Below are 20,855 nucleotides of genomic sequence, written 5' to 3' on the forward strand. Positions count from 1 at the left end.
GCGACCCCCGGACGGTCCGGGGGCCACGGGGGAGGCAGCCGGTCAGCGGCCGTCTCGGTGTGCGTGTGCTTCGGCCAGCAGGAGATAGCTGCTGGCGGTCCAGGTGTAGGCGCGGTCGCGCAGACCCGTGCCGGTGAGGGCGTCGAAGTTCTCGGCGAAGCCGTGGGTCTCGCACAGGGCGCGGAAGCGGGCGCTGATGTCGTCCGCCAGCCGGTGGTGGCCGGCGCGGCGCAGGCCGTCCTCGACGAGGACGGTGGCGGGGGCCCAGATCGGGCCGCGCCAGTAGCCGTCGGAGAGGTAGTGCGGTGAGGTGGTCAGTTCGGTGGCGAGGCCGTACGGGGTCAGATGAGCCTTGATGTGGTCGGCGAGCGCGCCGGCGACCTGGCCGGGCAGGTGCTCGCCCAGCACGATGGGCATCAGGTCGAGGAGGCTCGAGCTGCTCCAGGTGTCCCCGCCGGCGACGCCCTGGGCGACGAACCTGTCCCCGCTCCAGAGCTGCTCCAGCAGTGCCGTCTGGGTCTCCTCGGCCGCCCGCGTCCACCGGCGAGCTTCGTCCACCCTGCCCAACTCCGTTGCCAGCTCGGCGAGTTCGTGCAGCTGTAGGACGAGGAAGGCGGCCAGGTCGGCGGTGACGACCACGCGCTCGGGGTCGAAGGTGGTGGCGTTGTCCCAGCCGCTGTCGTTGCCGTGTTGGTAGTGGGCAAGTTCGGCACCGGGGGCCCGTCGTGCGGTGAGCCAGAAGTCGGTCCAGCGCTCCAACCGGTGGTAAATCTCTGCTAGCTCAGCCTCGTCGGGAGGTGTCGGCAGGCGACGGCGCAGGTGACCGAAGGCCCAGCCGTGGATGGGCGGCTTGACGAAGTTGTAGAGCACCTCGGAGTGGGTGACCGAGTCGGGCAGGGCGCCGCTGTCGTCCTGGTGGTCGAAGGGCAGGGTGAACTGGTCCAGGGCCAGTTCGGGACAACCACGCGCCAGGGCAAGGGCGTTGAAGCAGTGGTCCCAGCTCCAGACCTTGTCCATCCAGTGCTTGGACATCAGCACGGCGGGCCGGGTGACCAGCCCGGTCGGTCGTACGGTCGCCGACCAGACGACGTAGGCGGCGAGTTCGGCGGCCGGGGTGGCGGACGAGCGCCAGGGAGCCACGGCGTCGACGAAGTCTCTGAAGCCTCTCTTCGTGGCCTCCACGATCTCGTCGAAGGGTGCCGGAGACGCGTAGGGCGGACGAGAGGTGTCGAGTTCCTCGATCGCCATCTCCCAGGTCCCGTCCGTCGCGGCGGCCATGGCGAGACCGCGGTCGCCGCTGCCCAGGGCCTGGGCGCCGGCCGGGTCGGCGAGGGCGCCGGACAGCACGGTGACGCGGTATCGGCGTCCGGTCTCGTACGAGGTGAACACGTGCCCGTTCGTTGCGGGGTCGTGGAAGAAGTACGTTCCGCTGAACGGGGTCAGGGTCTGCGCGGCGGCGAAGACGCTGATGCCCAGGCCGCTCCCCCGCAGCCGCACGGTGTCCGGCGACTCGTAGGCGAGGTCGACGTGCCCGCCCTCGCCGATCCAGCTGAGCAGGCCCGGTGTCGCCTCGACGCGGGCCGCGGCCCGCTCGCCCGTCGCCGGGTCCAGCGGGACCAGGCGCAGCACGCCGTGCATGCCGTTCTGGTGCGAGACGAGGTGGAGGTCCTCGGCGTACGTCTTCTCCGCCACCACGGGCGAGATGTCGAACCAGGATCCGTACGTGCTGAACGGAATGTCGTGGACGGAGAAGGCCGGGCCGGACGGGGCGGCGGTCATGAAGCGTCACTCGTTTCTCGGGCAGGGGGCACCGGCCGGCCGACATGCAGCCGGAGCGGTCGTGACGGGAGGGAAGGACTCAGTCCTTGACGGCGCCGGCGGTCACGCCGGCGGCGACATGGCGCTGGGCGAGGACGAGGATCACGGCGGTCGGCAGCGAGGCCACGACGGCGGTCGCCATGATGGCGTTCCACTGCTGGTTGTTGTTGCCGATGTAGTGGTAGATGCCGAGGGTGATCGGCTCGTGGGCGCCGCCGCCCACGAGGGTGCTGGCGAGGACGAAGTCGGACCAGGACCACAGGAAGGCGAACAGGGAGACCGTGACGACGGCGTTGCGGCTCATCGGCAGCACCACGGACCAGAAGGTGCGCAGGACCCTCGCCCCGTCCATCTGCGCGGCCTGGAGCAGCTCACCGGGGATGCCGGACATGAACGCCGTGAAGATCAGGACCGCGAACGGGACGGCCAGGGTCGAGTCGGCGACGATCAGCCCGGGGACGGACTGGAGCAGACCCAGTTGGAGGTAGATGGCGTAGAAGCCCATCGCCATGATGATGCCGGGGATCATCTGTGCGGCCAGCAGGAAGAAGCTCAGGATGCCGCCGCCGCGTGGGCGCAGCTTGGCCAGGGCGTAGCCGGCGGGGGCGGCCAGGGCGACGGTCAGGACGACGGTGCCCAGGCCGATGACGAGGCTGGTGCCGAGGTAGGGCAACTGCTCGTCGAGGACGGTGCGGTAGCCGGCCAGGGTGCCGTGCACAGGGAGCAGGTCCGGTGGGCTCTTGCGCATGTCCTGGTCGCGGGTCAAGGACACGTTCAGCATCCAGTACACCGGGAAGAGCATGATCGCGGTCAGCAGGACACCGACGGTCGTCTTCCACCACGTTCGGCTGGTGCTTCGACTCATGACAGCGCCTGCTTCCGCTGGACCCGGACGTAGACCAGGCCGAAGACCAGGGCGGCGACCACGAGCAGGTTGCCGACGGCCGCGCCCGGGCCGAAGGCGGGCAGGAGGTTGCCGAAGCCGAGCTGGTAGGACCAGGTGGCGAAGGTGGTGGACGAGTCCGCGGGTCCGCCCTTGGTCATGATCCAGATGATGTCGAAGACCTTGAGCGTGTAGACCAGCCCGAGCAGCAGGGTGATCGCGGACACCGGGCGCAGCAGCGGGAAGGTGACGCGCCAGAAACGTTGCCAGGCGTTCGCCCCGTCGAGGGCGGCGGCCTCGTAGAGGCTCGCGGGGATGGACTGCAGGCCGCTGTAGAGCACGACCAGGTTGAACGGGACGCCGATCCAGATGTTCGCGATGATCACCGAGGTCAGCGACCAGGACGGTGAGGTCAGCCAGTTCACCGGCCCGATGCCGACGGCGCTCGCCAGGGCGTTGACGATGCCGGAGTCGCTGTTGAGCATCCACGACCAGGTGGAGGCGGACACGATCAGCGGCAGCAGCCAGGGCACCAGGAACAGGGCGCGCAGGGTGGCCGACAGCCGGAAGTGCTGGTTGAAGAAGACCGCGAGGGCCAGGCCGATGGCGTACTGGAAGACCAGGCACACGGCGGTGAAGACGGCCGTGTGGAGCAGGGCGGGGGCGAAGGTCGGGTCGTCTAAGACGGTCTGATAGTTCCTCAGGCCCGTGAAGGGTGCGTTGCCCTGCACGAAGGAGCGGACGGTGTAGTGGCGCAGGCTGAGGTCGAGGTTGCGGTACAGCGGATAGGCGTAGAAGAGGGCGAGATAGACGGTCACCGGGGCGAGGAATCCCCAGGCGGCCCACTGCTGGGAGGTCGGACGGCGGCGTGTCCTGGTGCGGGCCGGGGGCGGGGCGGAGGTGGCCGCCCCGTTCAGGACGCGCGCGGACCACCGGTCCGGCGGATGGGTGGTCTGTTTCATCGAACCCACCTCACTTGACCGCGTTCTGCGCCGAAGTGAGCGCGTCCTTGGGCGACTTGGAGCCGCTGAGGGCGGACTGGACGGCCTTCCACATCTGCTCCGAGATCTTGGGGTACTTGGTGCCCAGGCCGTCGCTCGTGCGCCCCTTGGCCGACTTGACCGCGTCGACCCATGGCTTCAGCTCGGCGTTCGCCTTCACCTGCTTGTTCTGGACCTCGCTGGTGGGGGCCACGTAGGACAGGGCGGTGTCGGTGTCGTAGACATTGCCGTTGCTGGTCAGGCAGGTGGTGAGCTTCTGGGAGGTGGTGTAGCGGGCGGTGTCGTCCTGGACCGGGATGGTGACGAACTCGCCGCCGGTCGGGGCCGCAGCGTTGCCCCCCGTCGCGGCGGGGATGGGCAGCACCCCGTAGTCGAGCCCGGCCTTCCTCGCATTGGCGAGCTGCCAGGTGCCGTTCTCCGCGAAGGCGTAGTCGCCGCCGGCGAACTCCTGCCAGCTGGTGGTCTGGGTGTTGTTGAGCACCGAGTTGGGTGCGTAGCCCTGCTTGAGCCAGTCCGTCCACAGCGACAGGGCGGACACGGCCTGCGCGGAGTCGAGCCCGGTCAGCTTGGCGCCCGCGCCCCAGAACCACGGCAGGAACTGGAAACTGCCCTCCTCCGTGCCGATCGCCGAGAACGTGACGCCCTTCTTGCCCGCCTTCTTGACCTTCGCCAGCGCCGCCGTCAGCGACGTCCAGTCCTTGACCGAGGCGATGTCCACCCCGGCCTCCTTCAGCACCTTCTTGTTGTAGTAGAGGGCCAGGGTGTTGGCGCCGATCGGCGTGCCGTACGTCTTGCCGCCCGACTGGCCGGCCGCGAGCAGGTTGGGGTCCACCTTCGAGGTGTCCAGCTTGGTGTCGTCGGTCGTGGTGAGCACGCCCGCCTCGGCCAGGGTCGACACCACCGGGTTGTCCACGATGAGCACGTCCGGCGAGTTGCCCTGCTGCGCTGCGAGCAGTGTCCTGTTGCCCAGGTCGCTGGTGTCGAAGGCGGTCCGCTTGATCTTCACCCCGGCCTCGGTGCCGCACCGGTCCAGTAGCTTCACCCAGGCCGAGCCCTTGTCGAACTGGGGGTACGGGTCCCAGATGGTGTACGTGCCGCTGCCGGCGCCCTTGGCGTCGGTGCTGCCCGAACCGGAGGAACAGGCGGTGGCGGTGACGGCCACGGCGAGGGCGGTGAGGGCTGCGGCGGTCAGACGACGCTGTCTGGAGGAGTGGTTCATTGCAAGGATTCCTTTGTTTTGGGCATGACACTGCCGAGGCACGGTGCGACGAGGAGAGACGGGCACGGCGAACGGCACCGTCGAGCGGTGCGAGCGCCCGGTGGTGAGACGAGAGGTGATGAGGATGGGGTGAAGACGGTTACGTGGGTCGGTCAGGGCGTCGTACCAGAGCCCGCGTCCGCGGTGGGTGTGACTCCCGCGGGCCCGGTGCTGGCCCTCAGGGAGATCGGCGGCGTGAGGAGATGGTGCCGGGGCGGCGCGTCGGGATGGCCGAGCCGCTCCACCAGCAGGTCGACGGCACGACGTCCCATCTCCGCCGCCGGTACGTCCGCCGCGGTGAGCTGCGGGGTCACCGTCTCCGCCCACCGGCCGGCCACGACCCCGGTGACGGAGAAGTCGCGCGGCACATGGCGGCCGGCCTGGGCGAGCCCTCGGTACAGGCCGCCCAGAGCGGCCTCGTTCAGGGTGACCAGGGCCGTGGTGGCCGGGTCGTCGCACAGGATCCGCTCCACGCATGCCTGGCCCGATGCGGCGTCGTCACCGCAGCAGTACGTCCGCACCGTCAGCCCGCGCTCGGCGGCGGCCTTGGTGAAGCCGTCCAGGCCCCGGTGCGCGGACTCGTACCCGGTCCGCAGCAGCTGCTCGGGCCGGTTGACGAAGGCGACCCGACGATGGCCGAGATCCGCCAGGTGGTGCACACACGCCGCCGCCAGCGCGGTGTGGTCCAGCCCCACCCACCAGCCGCCCTCAGGATGAGCGGTACGGCCGATGGCGACGGAGGGGAAGTCCAGCTCCGCCAGGTGATCGACCCGGTCGTCCGCCAGCCTGATCTCCATCAGGATCGCCCCATCGACCCGCCGCTCCCCCAGCAGCCGCTGGAACGAGCGGTCACTGTCCACACCGCTCGGTGACAGCAGCACGTCATAGTCGTAGGCCGCGGCCGCCTCCACCACACTGCCGATGAAGTCCAGCTGCATCCCCGTGTAGTGGTTCCCGGCCGGCGGGAAGACCAGACCGATCGTGCTGGTCCGGCCGTTGGCCAGCGCGCGGGCACTGGCGCTGGGCCGGTAGCCCAGCTCGTCGACGACCTGCTGGATCTTCCGGCGGGTCTCCTCCGACACCGGGCGCCTGCCGCTCAAAGCGTACGACACGGTGCTCCGCGAGACACCGGCCCGCTTGGCGATCTCACCGATGTTCACGGGAACTCCTTGCTCGAACCGGTTCGCTGCTCCGGGAGGAACATGGCGCCGGGCGTCCAGGGCTGGGAACGGTGAAGAGGCGGTCTCCGGATCGTCGAACCGGTTCGCATGAAGTGAAGGTAGGAACCGCCCGGAGGCCTGTCAACACCCCCGACCGCAATCCCGCAATTCCGGGCCGGAAACGGAGCCGGTAGATCATGTCGAGGGGATTGTCGGCCGGGTCGCCCGGTGTGAGCTTCACCGAACCGGTTCGACGAAGTTCGATGAAGTGCGGCATAGATGATCCATCGGTTCGACGTAGGCCGGCACTCGAGGATTGAGGACGTGATCCATGCCTTCCGCCGACGGATCCGCCCGGTGCCACGCACCGGGCGTCGTGGCACTGACTCCCGACGCGGGCCTGCCGGGCACCCGCTACACCTTCGACCAGGACGACCGCACCTCCGGCAAGATCGGTGACAGTTCCGGCAGCGGCCTCACAGCGACCCTGGTGAACGGCTCCACAGCCCGGTCCGTCGCCGGCACGGACGGCGGCACGGCGCTGGCCTTCCCGGCGGGACACCCGCCTACGACGGCGCGTACGTCCTACTGCGCCGCGAAGTCCTGGGCACCGCCAAGACGACCGTCGAGGCCAAGGACCTGCTCGGCGGTTCGGCCACGACCGCCGGCTGCGTCGGCGGGTCCTTCCCCCAGGACCCACTGTTCAAGTGGGATCGAATGCTTGCCGGAACTCGATTGTCTCGCCGACAGGCACGTCAGGCTGAACAGCCGAGACGGGGTCGGCGAACGTCCGACTGGTCAACCGGAAGCTGCTGGTAAGGCACCTCGATCGTCACGCGGGCCGAACCAGGAGAGATCACGAGCCCTCTCACATGGGTTTGTGCCCATGTCTCACGGCTTGACCTCGGAACCCTGCGCCGCGTGACCGTCAGCTCGTGACGGACTGCACCGGCTGCGGAGTTGGGCTGCCCGTGCCCACCAGGCCGGTGCCGTCGGGGAACGTCAGCTCCGTCACCTCCAGGTCGTCCACGGCGATCGCCAGTACGTCCGGGTCGGCCGTTCCCCATCAGCCAGTTGGTGCTGCCCGCGTCGCCCCCCGGACGTTGTGTGCCCATCAGCCCCGCCGCCTGGGCCGCACCGCCCCAGCAGCGGCTCCGGATGTCATCATCGCCACACATGAAAGTCCCGTGCAGGTGCAGATCCCCGCGACCTGGGCGGCAACCTTTCCGCTGCCGGCGGCCACTGGACAGTGCACCATCGATTCGATCTTCCGAACGGACGGACATGACGACACCGAGGCAGGCCGCGCGGCAGCGCCGGCGCAGACAGAGGCTGATGCTGGGCACCACGGTGGGGCTGACCGCCGCGGGCGTCCTCGCCTACCTGGTCATGGGGCTGCTCCCCGACCACAAGGTGAACGCGGCACCTGCGGCGGCCACACCTGCCGCAACCGCCCAGGTGAGAGCCCACACCGCGACCGATAAGGACACCCCGACCGCGTCGGCGACCCCCAAGAGGTCCAGCACCGCGGCAGCACGACGGTCGGCCAAAGCCACCTCTCGGCCCCCGCGGACGGCGTCCACCGCGGCACCGTCGACGGGACGAATCCGGCCCGGGGCCACTTACCGAGGGGTCGCCACCGCCTACGAGGCCGGCGACGGAAACGGCGCCTGTCTGTTCGGCCCGAGCAGCGACCTCATGATCGCCGCGATGAACACCACCGACTACGAGACGTCCCGGGCGTGCGGCGCGTACGTGCGCGTCCACGCGGCCAACGGCGCCTCCATCACGGTCCGGATCACCAACGAGTGCCCGGCTCCCTGTGCACCTGGTCAACTCGACCTCAGCCAGCAGGCGTTCGCCAAGCTCGCCCCGCTCGAAGTCGGTCGGATACCGATCACCTGGAGCCTGCTGAGCCCCAGCACGACCGGCACCGTCTCCATCCGGTACAAGACCGGCTCCAGCCCCTACTGGTGCGGTATCCAGGCGATCGGCCACCGCAATCCGGTCGCGCGGCTGGAGGTCCGCGCGGGTGACGGCTGGCGGCAACTGCCCCGCACCGACTACAACTACTTCGTTTCCGCCGACGGCCGCGGATGCGGCAGCGCGATCAGGCTCACGGACATCTATGGAGAGCGGCTGACCATCAGCGGGATCGCGCTACGGCCGAACGTGGTGCAGCCGACCCAGGTCCAGTTCGCCCGACACTGATCCGGCCACCCACGTCCGATCCGTCGTCCCGGCGCAGCGGATCGCCGTGGCACCGCCGCAGCCGCTTGCCATGCCGGACCTGCGTTCAGGGCGACGTGAAGGTCCACAGCAGGTTGGTGCTGCTTCCGTACGTCCACTGCTTGGCGACGGAACCCGACTCGACCTTGCCGCCGCCGTCGAGGACCAGGCCGGTGGTGCGGTTGGCGATCGAATAGCGGCCGTCGCCCCGGTGGGTGATCGTCCACTGCTGGTTGGTGCCGCCGTTCCAGGCGGCCTGTCTGGCCGCGGAGCCGTCGGCGGTGGCGCCCCAGCCGTCGGCGACCATGCCGTTCGTGCGGTTGACCAGCTTGTAGTAGCCGTCTCCGACCGCCACCGCCTGCCACTGCAGGTTGGAACTGCCGTCCCAGGTCCACTGCTTGAGGTCGGAGCCCGAGGCGACGTTGCCGCCACTGTCCAGGACGAGGCCGTCGGTGATGTTGGTGAGCCGGAAGTAGGTGGCCGGGTTGAACTGGACCTTCAGGGAGGTGATCTGGTCGTTGTTGCCGGTGACCCGCAGGTCTGGGCTTTCGTCGATGAAGGTCCAGGAGGTGCCGGTGAAGTCGTCTCCTGAGTAGCCGACCACCTGGTAACCGGGGGCCGGTCGGAGGGAGGAGAGCGTTCGCGCGCCCAGTCCGGCCGCGGTCAGGTCGGCCGCGGTGTAGTCGCCGACCTCGAACACGCCCGCCCTGCCGCTGTAGTTGACGTCCGTGAAGGCGACGGCGCCGGCGAGCGGTCGCAGGCCCGGGATCGTTCCGGAGAAGGCGAGTTTCAGTACGTAGGCGTTGGCGCTGTACGGCGCCGAGGACGGCAGGGTGACCGTGAGGCCGGAGGGGTTCTGGACCGGCGCGGGCAGGTCGAGGTAGGTGCCTGCGGTGGTGCCGAGGAGTTTCACCGAGGTCAGCGACGACAGGTTGATCCGGTCCGAACTGAGGGTCTTGATCGTCAGCGAGCTGCCGGGCCAGCCCAGGGCGGTGGCGTACAGGACGTTGCCGGCCTTGTTGCGGGTGAAGCGGATGTCCTGCGCGGTGCCGGCATGCGGGGTGGTGAACGAGCCGCCGCCCATCTTCGTCGGGCCCTCGCCGTACGCCGTCCAGGCCCGGGTCGCGTACACCGACTCGCCGAAGCGCTTCAGGTGGTCGCCGATACCGAGCAGGATGTCCTTCTGCGCCTGGGGGATGGTGCCGTCGGCCATCGGCGCGATGTTGAGCAGCATGTTGCCGTTCTTGCTGACCCGGTCGATGAACGAGTGCAGCATCTGCTGGACGGTGTAGTAGCCGATGCCCTGGGTGTAGCACCAGCTCGAGCTGGAGATGCTGTCGTCGGTCAGCCAGTACGGGGTGGTGATGTCGGCCGGGCCGCCGCGTTCGTAGTCGAAGACCTCGCCCTTGGCGTCGAGGCCGTCCTTGTAGGTCGCGACGACCTCGCGGCCCCAGGCGTCCGCCTGGTTGTAGTAGTAGGAGAGGAAGTTCAGGCGCTGGGTCTCGTCGACCGCGTCGAGTTTGAAGTCCTGCCAGAGGATGTCCGGTTGGGCCTGGTCGACGACCTCTTTCAGCTTGTCGTACCAGAGCTGGTTCTCCTTCGTGGTTCCCAGCTGCGCGTAGAGCTTCTGCAGGCTCGGATCCGTCTGCGCGGGGACGTGGTCGTAGAAGCCGTTGAAGTGGTACGCGTGGTGCATGGCGACCAGCAGCTTCAGGCCCTTGGCCCTGATCGCCGTGGCGAACAGGTGCAGCAGGTCGAGCTTCGGGCCCTTGGCGACGGAGTTCCACTCGTTGGCCTGGCTGTTCCACATGGAGAAGCCGTCGTGGTGTTCGGCGACCGGTCCGGCGAACCTCGCGCCCGCGTCGAGGAACAGCTGTGCCCACGCGTCGGGGTCGAAGTTCCCGCCCGCCGATTTCAGCCTGGGCGCGAACTGCACGGTGTTCCCGGCCTTGTCCTTCGCCCCGTCGATGAAGTTGTGGTACGGCCACACGGAGGGGTCGCCGTAGGTCGCGATGTGGTGCTGGTTGGCCGCGCTGCCGGCGATGTACATGTTGCGCGGGTACCACTCGTTGTCGTAGGCGGGAACGCTGAAGACGCCCCAGTGGAAGTAGATGCCGAACTTGGCGTCCCGGAACCACTCCGGGGCGGGCGGGTGCTGGTCGACCGAGGGCCATGCGGGGGTGTACGTGCTCGGCGCCGCCTGGGCGACGCCCGCCCCGAGGGCACCGCCCCCGACGGCCGCCGCCGCGACACCTGTGGCACCGGCCAGGAACCGGCGTCTGTTGAACGAGCTCGACATGAGGACATCCCTGAAGTGGGGGACAGAGGGAAGAGCACGACGCTCACGGCTGTGGAACGCCGGTCGCCACGCACGAAGTTCGACCATGTGACGCGCTGATGTCAACGGGCTTGCAGCATCATTGATGGGATGGATTCAAACCAGTCGCCGCCACGCATGGTCAAGAGAGCCTCTCTTGCAGCAAATTATCCCGGGGTCTGGACAGCATCACAGCAGTCGCCCTATACATACATCCCATCTCTCCTGCTCCCGGACCAGCGCGAGGAATCACCGATGAGACTCAGAACAGCCCTCTGCTCCGCCGCCTCGGCCGTGTCCGCCCTGGCGCTGCTCACCGCATGCGACAGCGGCTCCGGTACCGCGTCCGGCGGCGCGCCACTGGTCGGCGTCGACTACCCGCGTTCCGACACCGACTTCTGGAACTCGTACATCAAGTACACGCCCGAGTCCGCCAAGCGCCTCGGTCTCTCGCTCAAGACCACCAACTCGCAGAACGACGTCGCCAAACTCACCGCCGACGCACAGACGTTCATCAGCCAGGGGGTCAAAGGCATCGCGATGGCCCCGCAGGACACCGCCGCCATCGCGCCGACCCTGGCGCAGCTGGAGGCGAAGAAGATCCCGGTCGTCACCGTCGACACCCGCCCCGACACCGGCAAGGTCTACATGGTGGTCCGCGCCGACAACCGCGCCTACGGCGAGAAGGCGTGCAAGTACCTCGGCACCAGGCTCGGCGGAAAGGGCAAGGTCGTCATGCTCCAGGGCGACCTGTCCTCCGTCAACGGGCGGGACCGCACCGAGGCGTTCAACAGTTGCATGAAGGCCGACTACCCGGGGATCAGGGTGCTCGGCGAGGCCACGAACTGGGACGGGGCCGTGGCCGCACAGAAGCTCCAGACGGACCTGACCGCCAACCCGGACGTCAAGGGTGTCTACATGCAGTCCAGCTTCGCCCTGTCCGGCACCCTCCAGGTACTCAAGCAGAAGGGCCTGCTGGTCGGCCCGAAGGACCCGAAGCACGTGTTCGTGGTCTCCAACGACGGCATCCCCGAGGAACTGAAGGACATCGCCGCCGGGCACATCGACGCCACCGTGTCCCAGCCGGCCGACCTCTACGCCAAGTACGCCCTGTACTACCTGAAGGCCGCGATCGACGGAAGGACGTTCCGGCCCGGCAGGACCGACCACGACAGCACCATCGTCAAGGTCCGCGACGGGCTGCTCGAGGACCAGCTCGCGGCCCCGCTCGTCACCGCCGACGGCGGCACCTACGGCGGCGTCCCCAGCCTGAAGAGCGGCGACAAGTCGCTGTGGGGCAACAACCTCGGCTGACAACTCGCGGCGCACACAAGGTGGTTGAGATGAACGACGGGGAGCGTGCGAGCCGCACCTGCGACCCGCCCGTTGTCGAGGCGACGGGTATTGTCAAACGATTCGGTCCGACGGTCGCCCTGAGCGGCGCCCGGATCACCGTCAGGCCCGGCGAGACACATGCGCTCGTCGGCCGCAACGGCGCCGGCAAGTCGACCCTGGTGTCCGTCCTCACCGGCCTGCAGGCACCGGACGAGGGCACGGTCAGGTTCGGCGGCGACCCGGCACCACGGCTGACGGACCGCGACGCCTGGCGGCGACGCGTGGCGTGTGTCTACCAGAAGTCGACGATCATCCCCACGCTGACCGTCGCCGAGAACCTCTTCCTGAACCGGCACGACCGCGGCCGTCACCGGCTCATCAGCTGGCAGGATCTGCGCCGCCACGCCCGGGACCTGCTCTCGGCCTGGTCCGTGGACGTCGACCCGCAGACCCTCGCCAGTGAACTCGGCGTGGAGCAGCGGCAGTTCGTCGAGATCGCCCGCGCGCTGTCCTTCGGCGCCCGCTTCATCATCCTCGACGAGCCGACCGCCCAGCTCGACGGCGCCGCGATCAACCGGCTCTTCGACCGCATCCGCGACCTGCAACGCCAGGGCGTCACCTTCCTGTTCATCAGCCATCACCTTCAGGAGATCTACGACATCTGCGACATGGTGACGGTGTTCCGCGACGCCAGGCACATCCTGACCTCGCCGGTCGCCGAACTGCCCCGCAGCGAACTCGTCGCCGCCATGACCGGCGAGGCGGCGGCCGAGCGGGGCGCCGAGCGGGCAAGCACCGCCGACTCCATGGGCACGGCCGCGCTGAGTGTCCGCGGCCTGAGCGGCGAGACCTACAGCGACGTCTCCTTTCGCGTCCTGGCCGGGGAGATCGTGGGACTCGCGGGGGCTGCGGGCAGCGGGCGCACCGAGGTCGCCGAGACCGTCGTGGGACTGCGGGCCGCCGGCAGCGGCGCGGTGGAGATCGCCGGCAGGCGGCCACGACCGGGCAGCGTGCCCGCCGCCCTCGCAGCGGGCGCGGGCTTCGTCCCGCAGGACCGGCACCACCAGGGCTTCGTACCGGACATGTCCATCGCGGACAACGCGACGCTCTCCGTGCCCGGCAGGCTGGGCCGGAACGGCTTCATCAGCGCCCGTCGCCGTGACCGACTGGCCGAGACCGTGATCGAGAAGCTGGCGATCAAGACCCCCGGGCCCGGCCTGCCCGTGTCTTCGCTGTCCGGAGGCAACCAGCAGAAGGTCGTCATGGCCCGCGCCCTCGCCGACGATCCCCGTCTGCTGGTTCTCATCAACCCGACGGCGGGCGTGGACGTGCGCTCCAAGGAGTTCCTCCTCGGCAAGGTCGAGGAGACCGCGCAGACCGGCACCGGCGTGCTCGTCGCCTCCGACGAACTCGACGACCTGCGCATGTGCGACCGGGTCCTGGTGATGTTCCAGGGCCGGGTGACCACGGAGATCGGCCGCGGCTGGCACGACCACGACCTCGTCGCCGCGATGGAAGGAGTGGACCTCCATGCCTGAGACCGCCCTCGCGGACTCCCCCACCCCCGGCGCCACGGGGCCGAAGGCCGGGCGCAGCGGTCTGCTCGGCGGCCGGATACCCGTGGCCCGGCTGCGTGATCTGGCCCTCGTCCCGGCCATCGTGGTCATCGCGATCGTCGGCCAGATCGTCAACCCGGTCTTCCTGCAGACGGACAACCTCGTCAACGTCCTGCAGACCATGTCCGAGATGGCCCTGCTGGTCCTCGCCCAGGCGATGATCCTGATCGTCAAGAAGATGGACCTGTCGCTGGAGTCCACCATGGGCCTCGCTCCCGGCGTCGCCGCCTGGCTCGTCGTCCCCGCCGGCGCGGGACACGGACTCGGGCTGCTGCCCGGCGCCTGGGCCGTCCCCGTCACCCTCACCGTGGGTGCGCTCGTCGGCGTGGTCAACGCCCTGCTGATCATCCGTTTCGGCCTCAACGGCTTCATCGTCACCCTGGGCATGCTGATCGTGCTGCGCGGCATCCTCACCGGCATCTCCGGCGGCCAGACCTTCTTCCAGCTCCCGCCGTCGATGCTCTATCTGGGCACCGCCGAATGGTTCGGGATGCCGGCGTCGATCTGGATCTGTCTGGCCCTGTTCGCCGTCGCCGTCGTGGTGCTCGGCTGGACCAGCTTCGGGCGCTCGCTGTACGCCATCGGCGGCAACGTCGACGCGGCGAGGGCGGCCGGCATCCGCACCGACCGGGTGCTGTGGATCGTCATCGTCACCGGCAGCGTGCTCGCCGCCCTGGCCGGACTCCTGCTGTCCGGGCGCCTGGCCTCCGTCGCCTCGGCGCAGGGCAACGGCTACATCTTCACGGTCTTCGCCGCCGCCGTCATCGGCGGGATCAGCCTCAACGGCGGCAAGGGGACCATGTTCGGGGCCTTCAGCGGCATCCTCCTGCTGTTCATGATCCAGAACGTGCTGACTCTCGCGGGCGTCCCCGCGCAGTGGATCGGCGCCCTCAACGGCCTGATCATCCTGGTCGCCCTGACCATCTCGCGCATCACCGGCGGCAAGGTCCAGGAGTGAACCGGGCGGCCGTCGCCGCCGGCCACCGCTCGCCGCCCCGTTCCGTCGCGGGGGCCCCTGTCCCACCTGCTCTCACAGGAGTTGCTGCCATGTCCACCGCTGCGCCCTCATCCGCCCGTATCACCGCCCTGGACGTCCTGGACGTGCGGTTCCCGACCTCCGAGCATCTGGACGGGTCGGACGCGATGAACCCCGAACCCGACTACTCGGCCGCCTACGTGATCCTGCGCACCGACGCCGGAGACGGACTGGAGGGCCACGCACTGGCCTTCACCACCGGACGCGGCAACGACGTACAGGCCGCCGCCATCGCGGCCCTGGCCCCCCATGTGGTCGGCCGGTCCGTCCAGGAGGTCTGCGCCGACCTCGGAGCGTTCTCCCGCTCCCTCGTGCACGATCCCCAACTGCGCTGGCTGGGACCGGAGAAGGGCGCCATCCACATGGCCACCGGCGCGGTGGTCAATGCCGCCTGGGACCTGGCGGCCAAGCGCGCGGGCAAGCCCGTCTGGCGCTTCCTCGGCGAGATGACACCCGAGGAACTGGTCGCGCAGGTCGACTTCCGCTGGCTCAGCGACGCCCTCACTCCCGAGGAGGCCCTGGACATCCTGCGCCGTGCCGAACCGGGCCGCGCGGAGCGGATCACCCGCCTGCTGGAGCGCGGCTACCCCGCCTACACCACCACCCCCGGCTGGCTCGGCTACTCCGACGAGAAACTGGCCCGCCTGGCCCGCGAGGCCGTCGCCGACGGCTTCACCCAGATCAAGCTGAAGGTCGGCGCGTCGCTGGAGGACGACGTCCGCCGCATGCGCACCGCCCGCGCGACGGTCGGCGACGGCATCCGCATCGCCGTCGACGCCAACCAGAGATGGGACGTCGGACAGGCCATCGACTGGATGCGCGCCCTGGCGCCGTACCAGCCGTACTGGATCGAGGAACCCACCTCCCCGGACGACGTCCTCGGCCACGCGGCGGTCCGCGAGGCCGTCGGCCCCGTCAAGGTCGCCACCGGCGAGCACGTCGCCAACCGGGTCGTCTTCAAGCAGCTTCTCCAGGCCGGCGCGGTGGACATCGTGCAGATCGACTCCGCGCGGGTCGGCGGGGTCAACGAGAACGTCGCCATCCTGCTGCTCGCCGCGAAGTTCGGCGTGCCGGTGTGCCCGCACGCGGGCGGTGTGGGCCTGTGCGAGATGGTGCAGCACCTGTCGATGTTCGACTACGTCGCGGTCTCCGGCACCGTCGAGGACCGGGTCATCGAGTATGTCGACCATCTGCACGAGCACTTCGTCGACCCGGTGCGCATCGCCGACGGCCGCTACCTGGCGCCGGAGCTTCCCGGGCTGGGCGCGCAGATGCATCCGGAGTCCCTCAAGGAATACGCCTACCCCGACGGCCCCGTCTGGAGCACCCGTGTCTGACACCAAGGCCCTCGTCGACGCCCACCACCATGTGTGGGACCTGTCGCTCCGGCCGCAGCCCTGGCTGGACGAACCCGGACACGAGCCGATCCGCCGCAGCTTCAGCTCGCACGCCCTGCACTCGGCCGCCACCCGGCCGATCGCAGGGCGGCGGCTGACGAGCACGGTGGTCGTCCAGTGCGTCCCGTCCGTCCCGGAGACACGCGACCTCCTCGCCCTCGCCGAAAGCGACCCGCTGATCGGCGCCGTCGTCGGCTGGGCGGACCTGACGTCCCCCGCGATCGGCGACGTGCTGGACGACCTGCGGGCCGGGCCGGGCGGCCGCTACCTGCGGGCGGTACGGCACCTCGTGCAGGACGAGTCCGACCCGCACTGGCTCGGGCGGCCGGACGTCGAGCGGGGGTTACGCGCGGTCGGACGGCGCGGACTCGGATACGACGTACTGATCCGCAGCCACCAGTTCCCGCAGGCGATCCGGCTCGCGGAAAGGCTCCCGGAGCTGTCCCTCGTCCTGGACCACGCGGGCAAGCCGCCTCTCGCACGGGGGGAACTCGCCGACTGGGCCCGGCAGGTGCGGACGCTGGCCAGACACCCCCAGGTGCGCTGCAAGGTGTCGGGACTCGTCACCGAGGCCGACCACGAGAGGTGGACGGTCGACGACATCCGCCCGGTGTGGGACGTCCTGCTCTCCGCCTTCGGCCCCGAGCGGCTCATGTTCGGCTCCGACTGGCCGGTCTGCGTCCTCGCCGGCGGCTGGAACCGCTGGGCGGCCGCCGTGGATGAACTCCTGGGCGAGTGCTCCGGCACCGAGATCGACGCGGTGCTCGCCGGCACCGCGACGGCCTTCTACCAGTTGACGCCTGCCCCGGCGAAGGAGGAGACACCATGCTCCTGACCGAACTGCTGCACCCCGGAATCCTCCAAGCGCTGGCCGGAGCGGGCCATGGCTCCCGCGTCCTGCTCGCCGACGGCCACTACCCCGCCAGTACGGCCACCGGCGAGCGGGCCACTACCGTCCACCTCAACCTCAGGCCGGGCCTGCTGGACGTCACGAGTGTTCTCGACGTCCTCCTGCGGGCGATTCCCGTGGAGTCGGCGCAGGTGATGGTGCCGCCCGAGGGCGAACCGGAGCCGGCCGCCATCGCCGAGTACCGGTCCCGGCTGGCACCTCTCCCGGTGGAGACGCTCGGCCGGCTCGAGTTCTATGACGCCGCCCGCTCCCCCGACCTCGCGCTGGCGGTCGTCACCGCCGACATCCGTACCTACGCCAACCTGCTGCTGACCATCGGCGTCCGCGCTGAAGGGACCCTGACCCCGCGATGACACTCGCCGTCCGCTACACGTCCGCCCGCACCCTCGGCACGGCACCCGCCGAGCCCCGCTCCCCGGGCCCCGGCGAGGTGGAACTGGCCCCCGCCTACGTCGGCATCTGCGGCACCGACCTGCACATCTTCCACGGCGACATGGACGCCCGGGTCAACACACCCGCCGTACTCGGGCACGAGATGTCCGGCCGGATCGTGCGCGTCGGGCCGGACGTGGAGGGCTGGCGGCCCGGTGACCCGGTGACCGTGATGCCGCTGCGCTGGGACGGCACCTGCCCGGCATGCGCCGCCGGGCACCGGCACGTGTGCCAGCACCTCGACTTCATCGGCATCGACTCGCCCGGCGCGATGCAGCAGCGCTGGACGGTGCCCGCCGACACCCTCGTCCGGCTACCCGGATCCCTGGCCCTGGACCGGGCCGCCCTCGTGGAGCCCACGGCCGTGGCCGTGCACGACGTCGGCCGCGCCCGGGTCCGGGAGGGCGAGCGGGTCGTCGTGGTCGGCGGCGGACCGGTCGGGGTGCTCATCGCGCTGGTCGCGCGGGCCGCCGGCGCCGAAGTCCGCGTGGTGGAGCCGAGCGCCCACCGGCGCCTGCTGGCCGAGCAGTTGGGCCTTTCCGTCTGGGACCCGGCCACCGACGACGTGCCCGAGCAGGTCTGGCGGTGGACCGGAGCCTCGGGCGCGGACGTCGCCTTCGAGGTCTCCGGTGCTGCGGCCGGTGTCGAAACGGCCGTGGAGGTGCTGGGCGTACGCGGCCGGCTGTGTCTGGTGGCGATCCACCCCCGGCCCCGCGAGGTGGATCTGCATCGCTTCTTCTGGCGCGAACTCACCCTCGTCGGGGCCCGGTTGTACGACCGCCGCGACTTCGAACAAGCCGTGAAACTGGTCGCGGACGGCACGGTTCCCGCCGAACGGCTGATCAGCAAGGTCGTACCGCTCACCGAGGCACCCGCGGCCTTCGAGGCCCTGGAGGCGGGCGGCGACGTGATGAAGATCCTCGTGGACTGCGGCAACGACACGAAGGGAGCCTGAGATGCCCCTCTTCGACCTGACCGGCCGGCTCGCCGTCGTCACCGGCGCCCGGCGCGGCATCGGCCGGGCCATGGCCCGAGCCCTCGCCGAAGCCGGCGCCGACGTCATCGGCGTCAGCGCCCAACTGGAGGCATCCGGCAGCGAGGTGGAGAAGGACGTACGAGCCGCGGGGCGCTCCTTCGAGTCGATCCGCGCCGACTTCGCCGATTCCGACGCCGTACGCGCCCTGGGCGCGGACCTCGCGGGCCGCGAGCGACCGGTGGACATCCTGATCAACAATGCGGGCACGATCCGCCGTACCCCCGCAGCGCAACACTCCGATGCCGACTGGGATTTGGTCCTCCAGGTCAATCTCAGCGCCCAGTTCGCGCTCACTAGGGCGATCGGCGCGACGATGGTCGCCAGGGGCCAGGGAAAGATCGTCTTCACGGCGTCGCTGCTCAGCCTCCAGGGTGGCATCACCGTCCCCGGCTACACGGCCGCCAAGCACGGCATCGCCGGACTGACCAAGGCACTGGCGAACGAGTGGGCACCGCACGGCGTCAACGTCAACGCCATCGCCCCGGGCTACATCGCCACCGACAACACCCAGGCGCTGCGGGACGATCCGATGCGCAGCCGGGCGATCCTGGACCGCATCCCCGCCGGGCGCTGGGGCGACGCCGGCGACCTCGCGGGCGCCACCGTGTTCCTGGCCTCGGACGCCGCCGCCTATGTGCACGGCACCCTCCTGCCCGTCGACGGCGGATGGCTGGGTCGATGACTGCGGATTTCGCCTCCGTGTCGGCCGGAACCCGGATCCTGCCCGTGCTGACCGTGCCCTCGGCGGCCACCGCCGCTCCGCTGGCCGACGCTCTCGCGGCGGGCGGAGCCCGGTGCGCCGAGGTCACCTTCCGTACCCCCGACGCCGAACAGGTGGTCAAGGCGATGGCGGCGCACGGCGGGCTGACGGTCGGCGCCGGCACCGTGCTCACGCCCGAGCAGGTGGAGCGGGCCGTGGAGGCCGGCGCCCGCTTCGTGGTGTCACCCGGCTTCGACGCGGATGTCGTAGCCAGGTGCCGGGAGTTGGCGGTCCCCGTCGTGCCGGGCATCGCCACCGCCACGGAGCTGATGCGCGCCCTGCGCGCGGGCCTGGACACGGTCAAACTGTTCCCCGCCGAGCCGCTCGGCGGCCTGGGGTTCCTCAAGGCGCTCGCGGCTCCGTTCCCCCAAGCGCGCTTCCTGCCCACGGGCGGAATCGGCCCGGTGCACCTGCCCGGCTATCTCTCCCACTCTGCGGTCGTCACCGTCGGCGGCAGCTGGATGGCGACCGCCGGCCACCTGGAGCGCGGCGACTACGACGAGGTCCGCCGGCTGACCGCGGAGGCCGTGGAGAGGGGCATGACATGACCGGCGGCGGTCCTGACGTCATCGCACTCGGCGAGGTGATGCTCCGCTTCGACCCCGGCGAGGGCCGCATCCGCACCGCCCGCACCTTCCAGGTCTGGGAGGGCGGCGGCGAGTACAACGTCGTACGCGGACTGCGCCGCTGTTTCGGCCTGAGCACGGCCGTTGTGACCACCCTGGTCGACAACGCGGTGGGGAGACTGGCCGAGGACCTGGTCCTCCAGGGCGGCGTCGGCACATCACTGATCCGCTGGGTGCCCGGCGATGGCATCGGCCGCATCGCCCGCAACGGACTGAACTTCGTGGAGCGGGGCTTCGGCGTCCGCGGCGCGCTGGGGGTGAGCGACCGCGCCAACACGGCGGTGTCCCAGCTGCGCAGGGGAGACGTGGACTGGGAGACGGTGTTCGGTTCCGGTCCGCGCTGGTTCCACACGGGCGGCATCTTCGCCGGTCTGTCCGACACCACGGTGGACGTGGCGGACGAGGCGATGGCCGCGGCACGGCGGCACGGCGTCACGGTGTCCTACGACCCCAACTACCGTCCCAGCCTATGGGCCGACCGCGGCGGCGCGGAACGGGCCCGCGAGGTGGACCTGCGGCTCGTCCGGCACGCCGACGTGGTGGTGGGCGCGCTCGGGCTGGTCGGCCCCCGCCCGGGTGCCGTGCGGATCACAGCCGATGAGGTCGCGGACGCGCTCGCCGAGGCGGCCGCCCGGGCGCCAGGTGCCACAGTGCTGGCGACGACCCTGCGGGAGGTCCCCTCCGCCGGGGTGAACGACTGGTCCACGGCCGCCTGGTCGCCCCAGACCGGTTTCATCGCCGGACCGGTGATGCGCGGTCTGCACGTGCTGGACCGTATCGGCTCCGGCGACGGCTTCGCGGCAGGCCTGATTTACGGCCTGCTGACCGCGGGCGGGTGCGGACGGCCCGCCGACGGGCGTCCGCCGTCCCCGGATGTCCCTGGACTCCAGCGCGCCCTCGCCTATGGAACGGCTCACGGCGCCCTCGTCATGACCACCCCCGGCGACGTCTCCATGGCATCGCTCGCCGAGGTGGACGCCCTGATCGCCGGCGGATCCGCCCACATCAGCCGCTGAGCCGGCCTTTGACCAGGCCCTTCAG

17 protein-coding genes are annotated in these 20,855 nt (G+C 70.1%); 11 read left to right on the forward strand and 6 right to left on the reverse strand.

Going from position 1 to position 20,855, the window contains the following annotated elements; genetic code table 11:
• Window positions 1-42 precede the first annotated feature (42 nt).
• The 5 genes from ACWDEN_RS01440 to ACWDEN_RS01460 form a co-directional block, all read right to left on the reverse strand.
• Window positions 43-1,779, reverse strand: coding sequence for an amylo-alpha-1,6-glucosidase (locus tag ACWDEN_RS01440; RefSeq protein ID WP_351611005.1), 1,737 nt, complete (start codon window positions 1,777-1,779; stop codon window positions 43-45).
• Window positions 1,780-1,858: 79 nt separating this feature from the next.
• Window positions 1,859-2,683: a carbohydrate ABC transporter permease gene (locus ACWDEN_RS01445; protein WP_351611003.1), complete on the reverse strand. Its 825-nt coding sequence runs from the start codon at window positions 2,681-2,683 to the stop codon at window positions 1,859-1,861.
• Window positions 2,680-3,663 carry a carbohydrate ABC transporter permease gene (locus ACWDEN_RS01450; RefSeq protein WP_351611000.1) on the reverse strand — a complete coding sequence of 328 codons (984 nt, stop codon included), beginning with the start codon at window positions 3,661-3,663 and terminating at the stop codon, window positions 2,680-2,682. The genes ACWDEN_RS01445 and ACWDEN_RS01450 overlap by 4 nt, the downstream gene beginning before the upstream one ends.
• Before the next feature lie 10 nt (window positions 3,664-3,673).
• Window positions 3,674-4,921, reverse strand: a complete 1,248-nt coding sequence (locus ACWDEN_RS01455; protein ID WP_351610997.1) for a sugar ABC transporter substrate-binding protein — start codon at window positions 4,919-4,921, stop codon at window positions 3,674-3,676.
• A gap of 152 nt (window positions 4,922-5,073) precedes the next feature.
• On the reverse strand, window positions 5,074-6,120 hold the full coding sequence (locus tag ACWDEN_RS01460; RefSeq protein WP_351610994.1) for a LacI family DNA-binding transcriptional regulator: 1,047 nt from the start codon (window positions 6,118-6,120) through the stop codon (window positions 5,074-5,076).
• A gap of 1,284 nt (window positions 6,121-7,404) precedes the next feature.
• On the opposite strand from ACWDEN_RS01460, the gene ACWDEN_RS01465 reads away from it, so the two are divergent.
• Complete coding sequence (locus ACWDEN_RS01465) at window positions 7,405-8,331, forward strand: expansin EXLX1 family cellulose-binding protein (RefSeq protein WP_351610991.1); 927 nt, start codon at window positions 7,405-7,407, stop codon at window positions 8,329-8,331.
• A gap of 85 nt (window positions 8,332-8,416) precedes the next feature.
• Here ACWDEN_RS01465 and ACWDEN_RS01470 read toward each other — a convergent pair whose 3' ends face one another.
• A complete protein-coding gene (locus tag ACWDEN_RS01470; protein WP_351610989.1) occupies window positions 8,417-10,648 on the reverse strand; it encodes an alpha-L-fucosidase in 2,232 nt (743 codons plus the stop codon).
• A 273-nt stretch (window positions 10,649-10,921) separates the two neighbouring features.
• Here ACWDEN_RS01470 and ACWDEN_RS01475 point away from each other — a divergent pair, with 273 nt between their 5' ends.
• The 10 genes from ACWDEN_RS01475 (at window position 10,922) to ACWDEN_RS01520 (ending at window position 20,830) form a co-directional block, all read left to right on the forward strand.
• The gene (locus ACWDEN_RS01475; RefSeq protein WP_351610986.1) at window positions 10,922-11,980 is read left to right on the forward strand and encodes a sugar ABC transporter substrate-binding protein; all 1,059 of its coding nucleotides are present in this window, start codon (window positions 10,922-10,924) and stop codon (window positions 11,978-11,980) included.
• Window positions 11,981-12,009: 29 nt separating this feature from the next.
• Window positions 12,010-13,539 carry a sugar ABC transporter ATP-binding protein gene (locus ACWDEN_RS01480; RefSeq protein WP_351610983.1) on the forward strand — a complete coding sequence of 510 codons (1,530 nt, stop codon included), beginning with the start codon at window positions 12,010-12,012 and terminating at the stop codon, window positions 13,537-13,539.
• Complete coding sequence (locus tag ACWDEN_RS01485) at window positions 13,532-14,575, forward strand: ABC transporter permease (RefSeq protein ID WP_351610980.1); 1,044 nt, start codon at window positions 13,532-13,534, stop codon at window positions 14,573-14,575. The genes ACWDEN_RS01480 and ACWDEN_RS01485 overlap by 8 nt, the downstream gene beginning before the upstream one ends.
• Window positions 14,576-14,664: 89 nt before the next feature.
• Window positions 14,665-15,990 (forward strand): L-fuconate dehydratase, encoded by a 1,326-nt coding sequence (locus ACWDEN_RS01490; protein ID WP_351610977.1) that lies wholly within the window; start codon window positions 14,665-14,667, stop codon window positions 15,988-15,990.
• A complete protein-coding gene (locus ACWDEN_RS01495; protein ID WP_351610974.1) occupies window positions 15,983-16,885 on the forward strand; it encodes an amidohydrolase family protein in 903 nt (300 codons plus the stop codon). The genes ACWDEN_RS01490 and ACWDEN_RS01495 overlap by 8 nt, the downstream gene beginning before the upstream one ends.
• The gene (locus tag ACWDEN_RS01500; RefSeq protein WP_351610971.1) at window positions 16,876-17,313 is read left to right on the forward strand and encodes an RbsD/FucU domain-containing protein; all 438 of its coding nucleotides are present in this window, start codon (window positions 16,876-16,878) and stop codon (window positions 17,311-17,313) included. Before ACWDEN_RS01495 ends, ACWDEN_RS01500 begins: the two co-directional genes overlap by 10 nt.
• Window positions 17,310-18,347 carry a zinc-dependent alcohol dehydrogenase gene (locus tag ACWDEN_RS01505; RefSeq protein WP_351610968.1) on the forward strand — a complete coding sequence of 346 codons (1,038 nt, stop codon included), beginning with the start codon at window positions 17,310-17,312 and terminating at the stop codon, window positions 18,345-18,347. The genes ACWDEN_RS01500 and ACWDEN_RS01505 overlap by 4 nt, the downstream gene beginning before the upstream one ends.
• Window position 18,348: 1 nt before the next feature.
• Window positions 18,349-19,110 (forward strand): SDR family oxidoreductase, encoded by a 762-nt coding sequence (locus ACWDEN_RS01510; protein WP_351610966.1) that lies wholly within the window; start codon window positions 18,349-18,351, stop codon window positions 19,108-19,110.
• Entirely contained in the window at window positions 19,107-19,736 is a 630-nt protein-coding gene (locus ACWDEN_RS01515) for a bifunctional 4-hydroxy-2-oxoglutarate aldolase/2-dehydro-3-deoxy-phosphogluconate aldolase (RefSeq protein ID WP_351610963.1), read from the forward strand. Before ACWDEN_RS01510 ends, ACWDEN_RS01515 begins: the two co-directional genes overlap by 4 nt.
• Window positions 19,733-20,830: a sugar kinase gene (locus ACWDEN_RS01520; RefSeq protein WP_351610960.1), complete on the forward strand. Its 1,098-nt coding sequence runs from the start codon at window positions 19,733-19,735 to the stop codon at window positions 20,828-20,830. The genes ACWDEN_RS01515 and ACWDEN_RS01520 overlap by 4 nt, the downstream gene beginning before the upstream one ends.
• Window positions 20,831-20,855 lie beyond the last annotated feature (25 nt).

Source organism: Streptomyces sp. NPDC001153 (assembly GCF_053598315.1).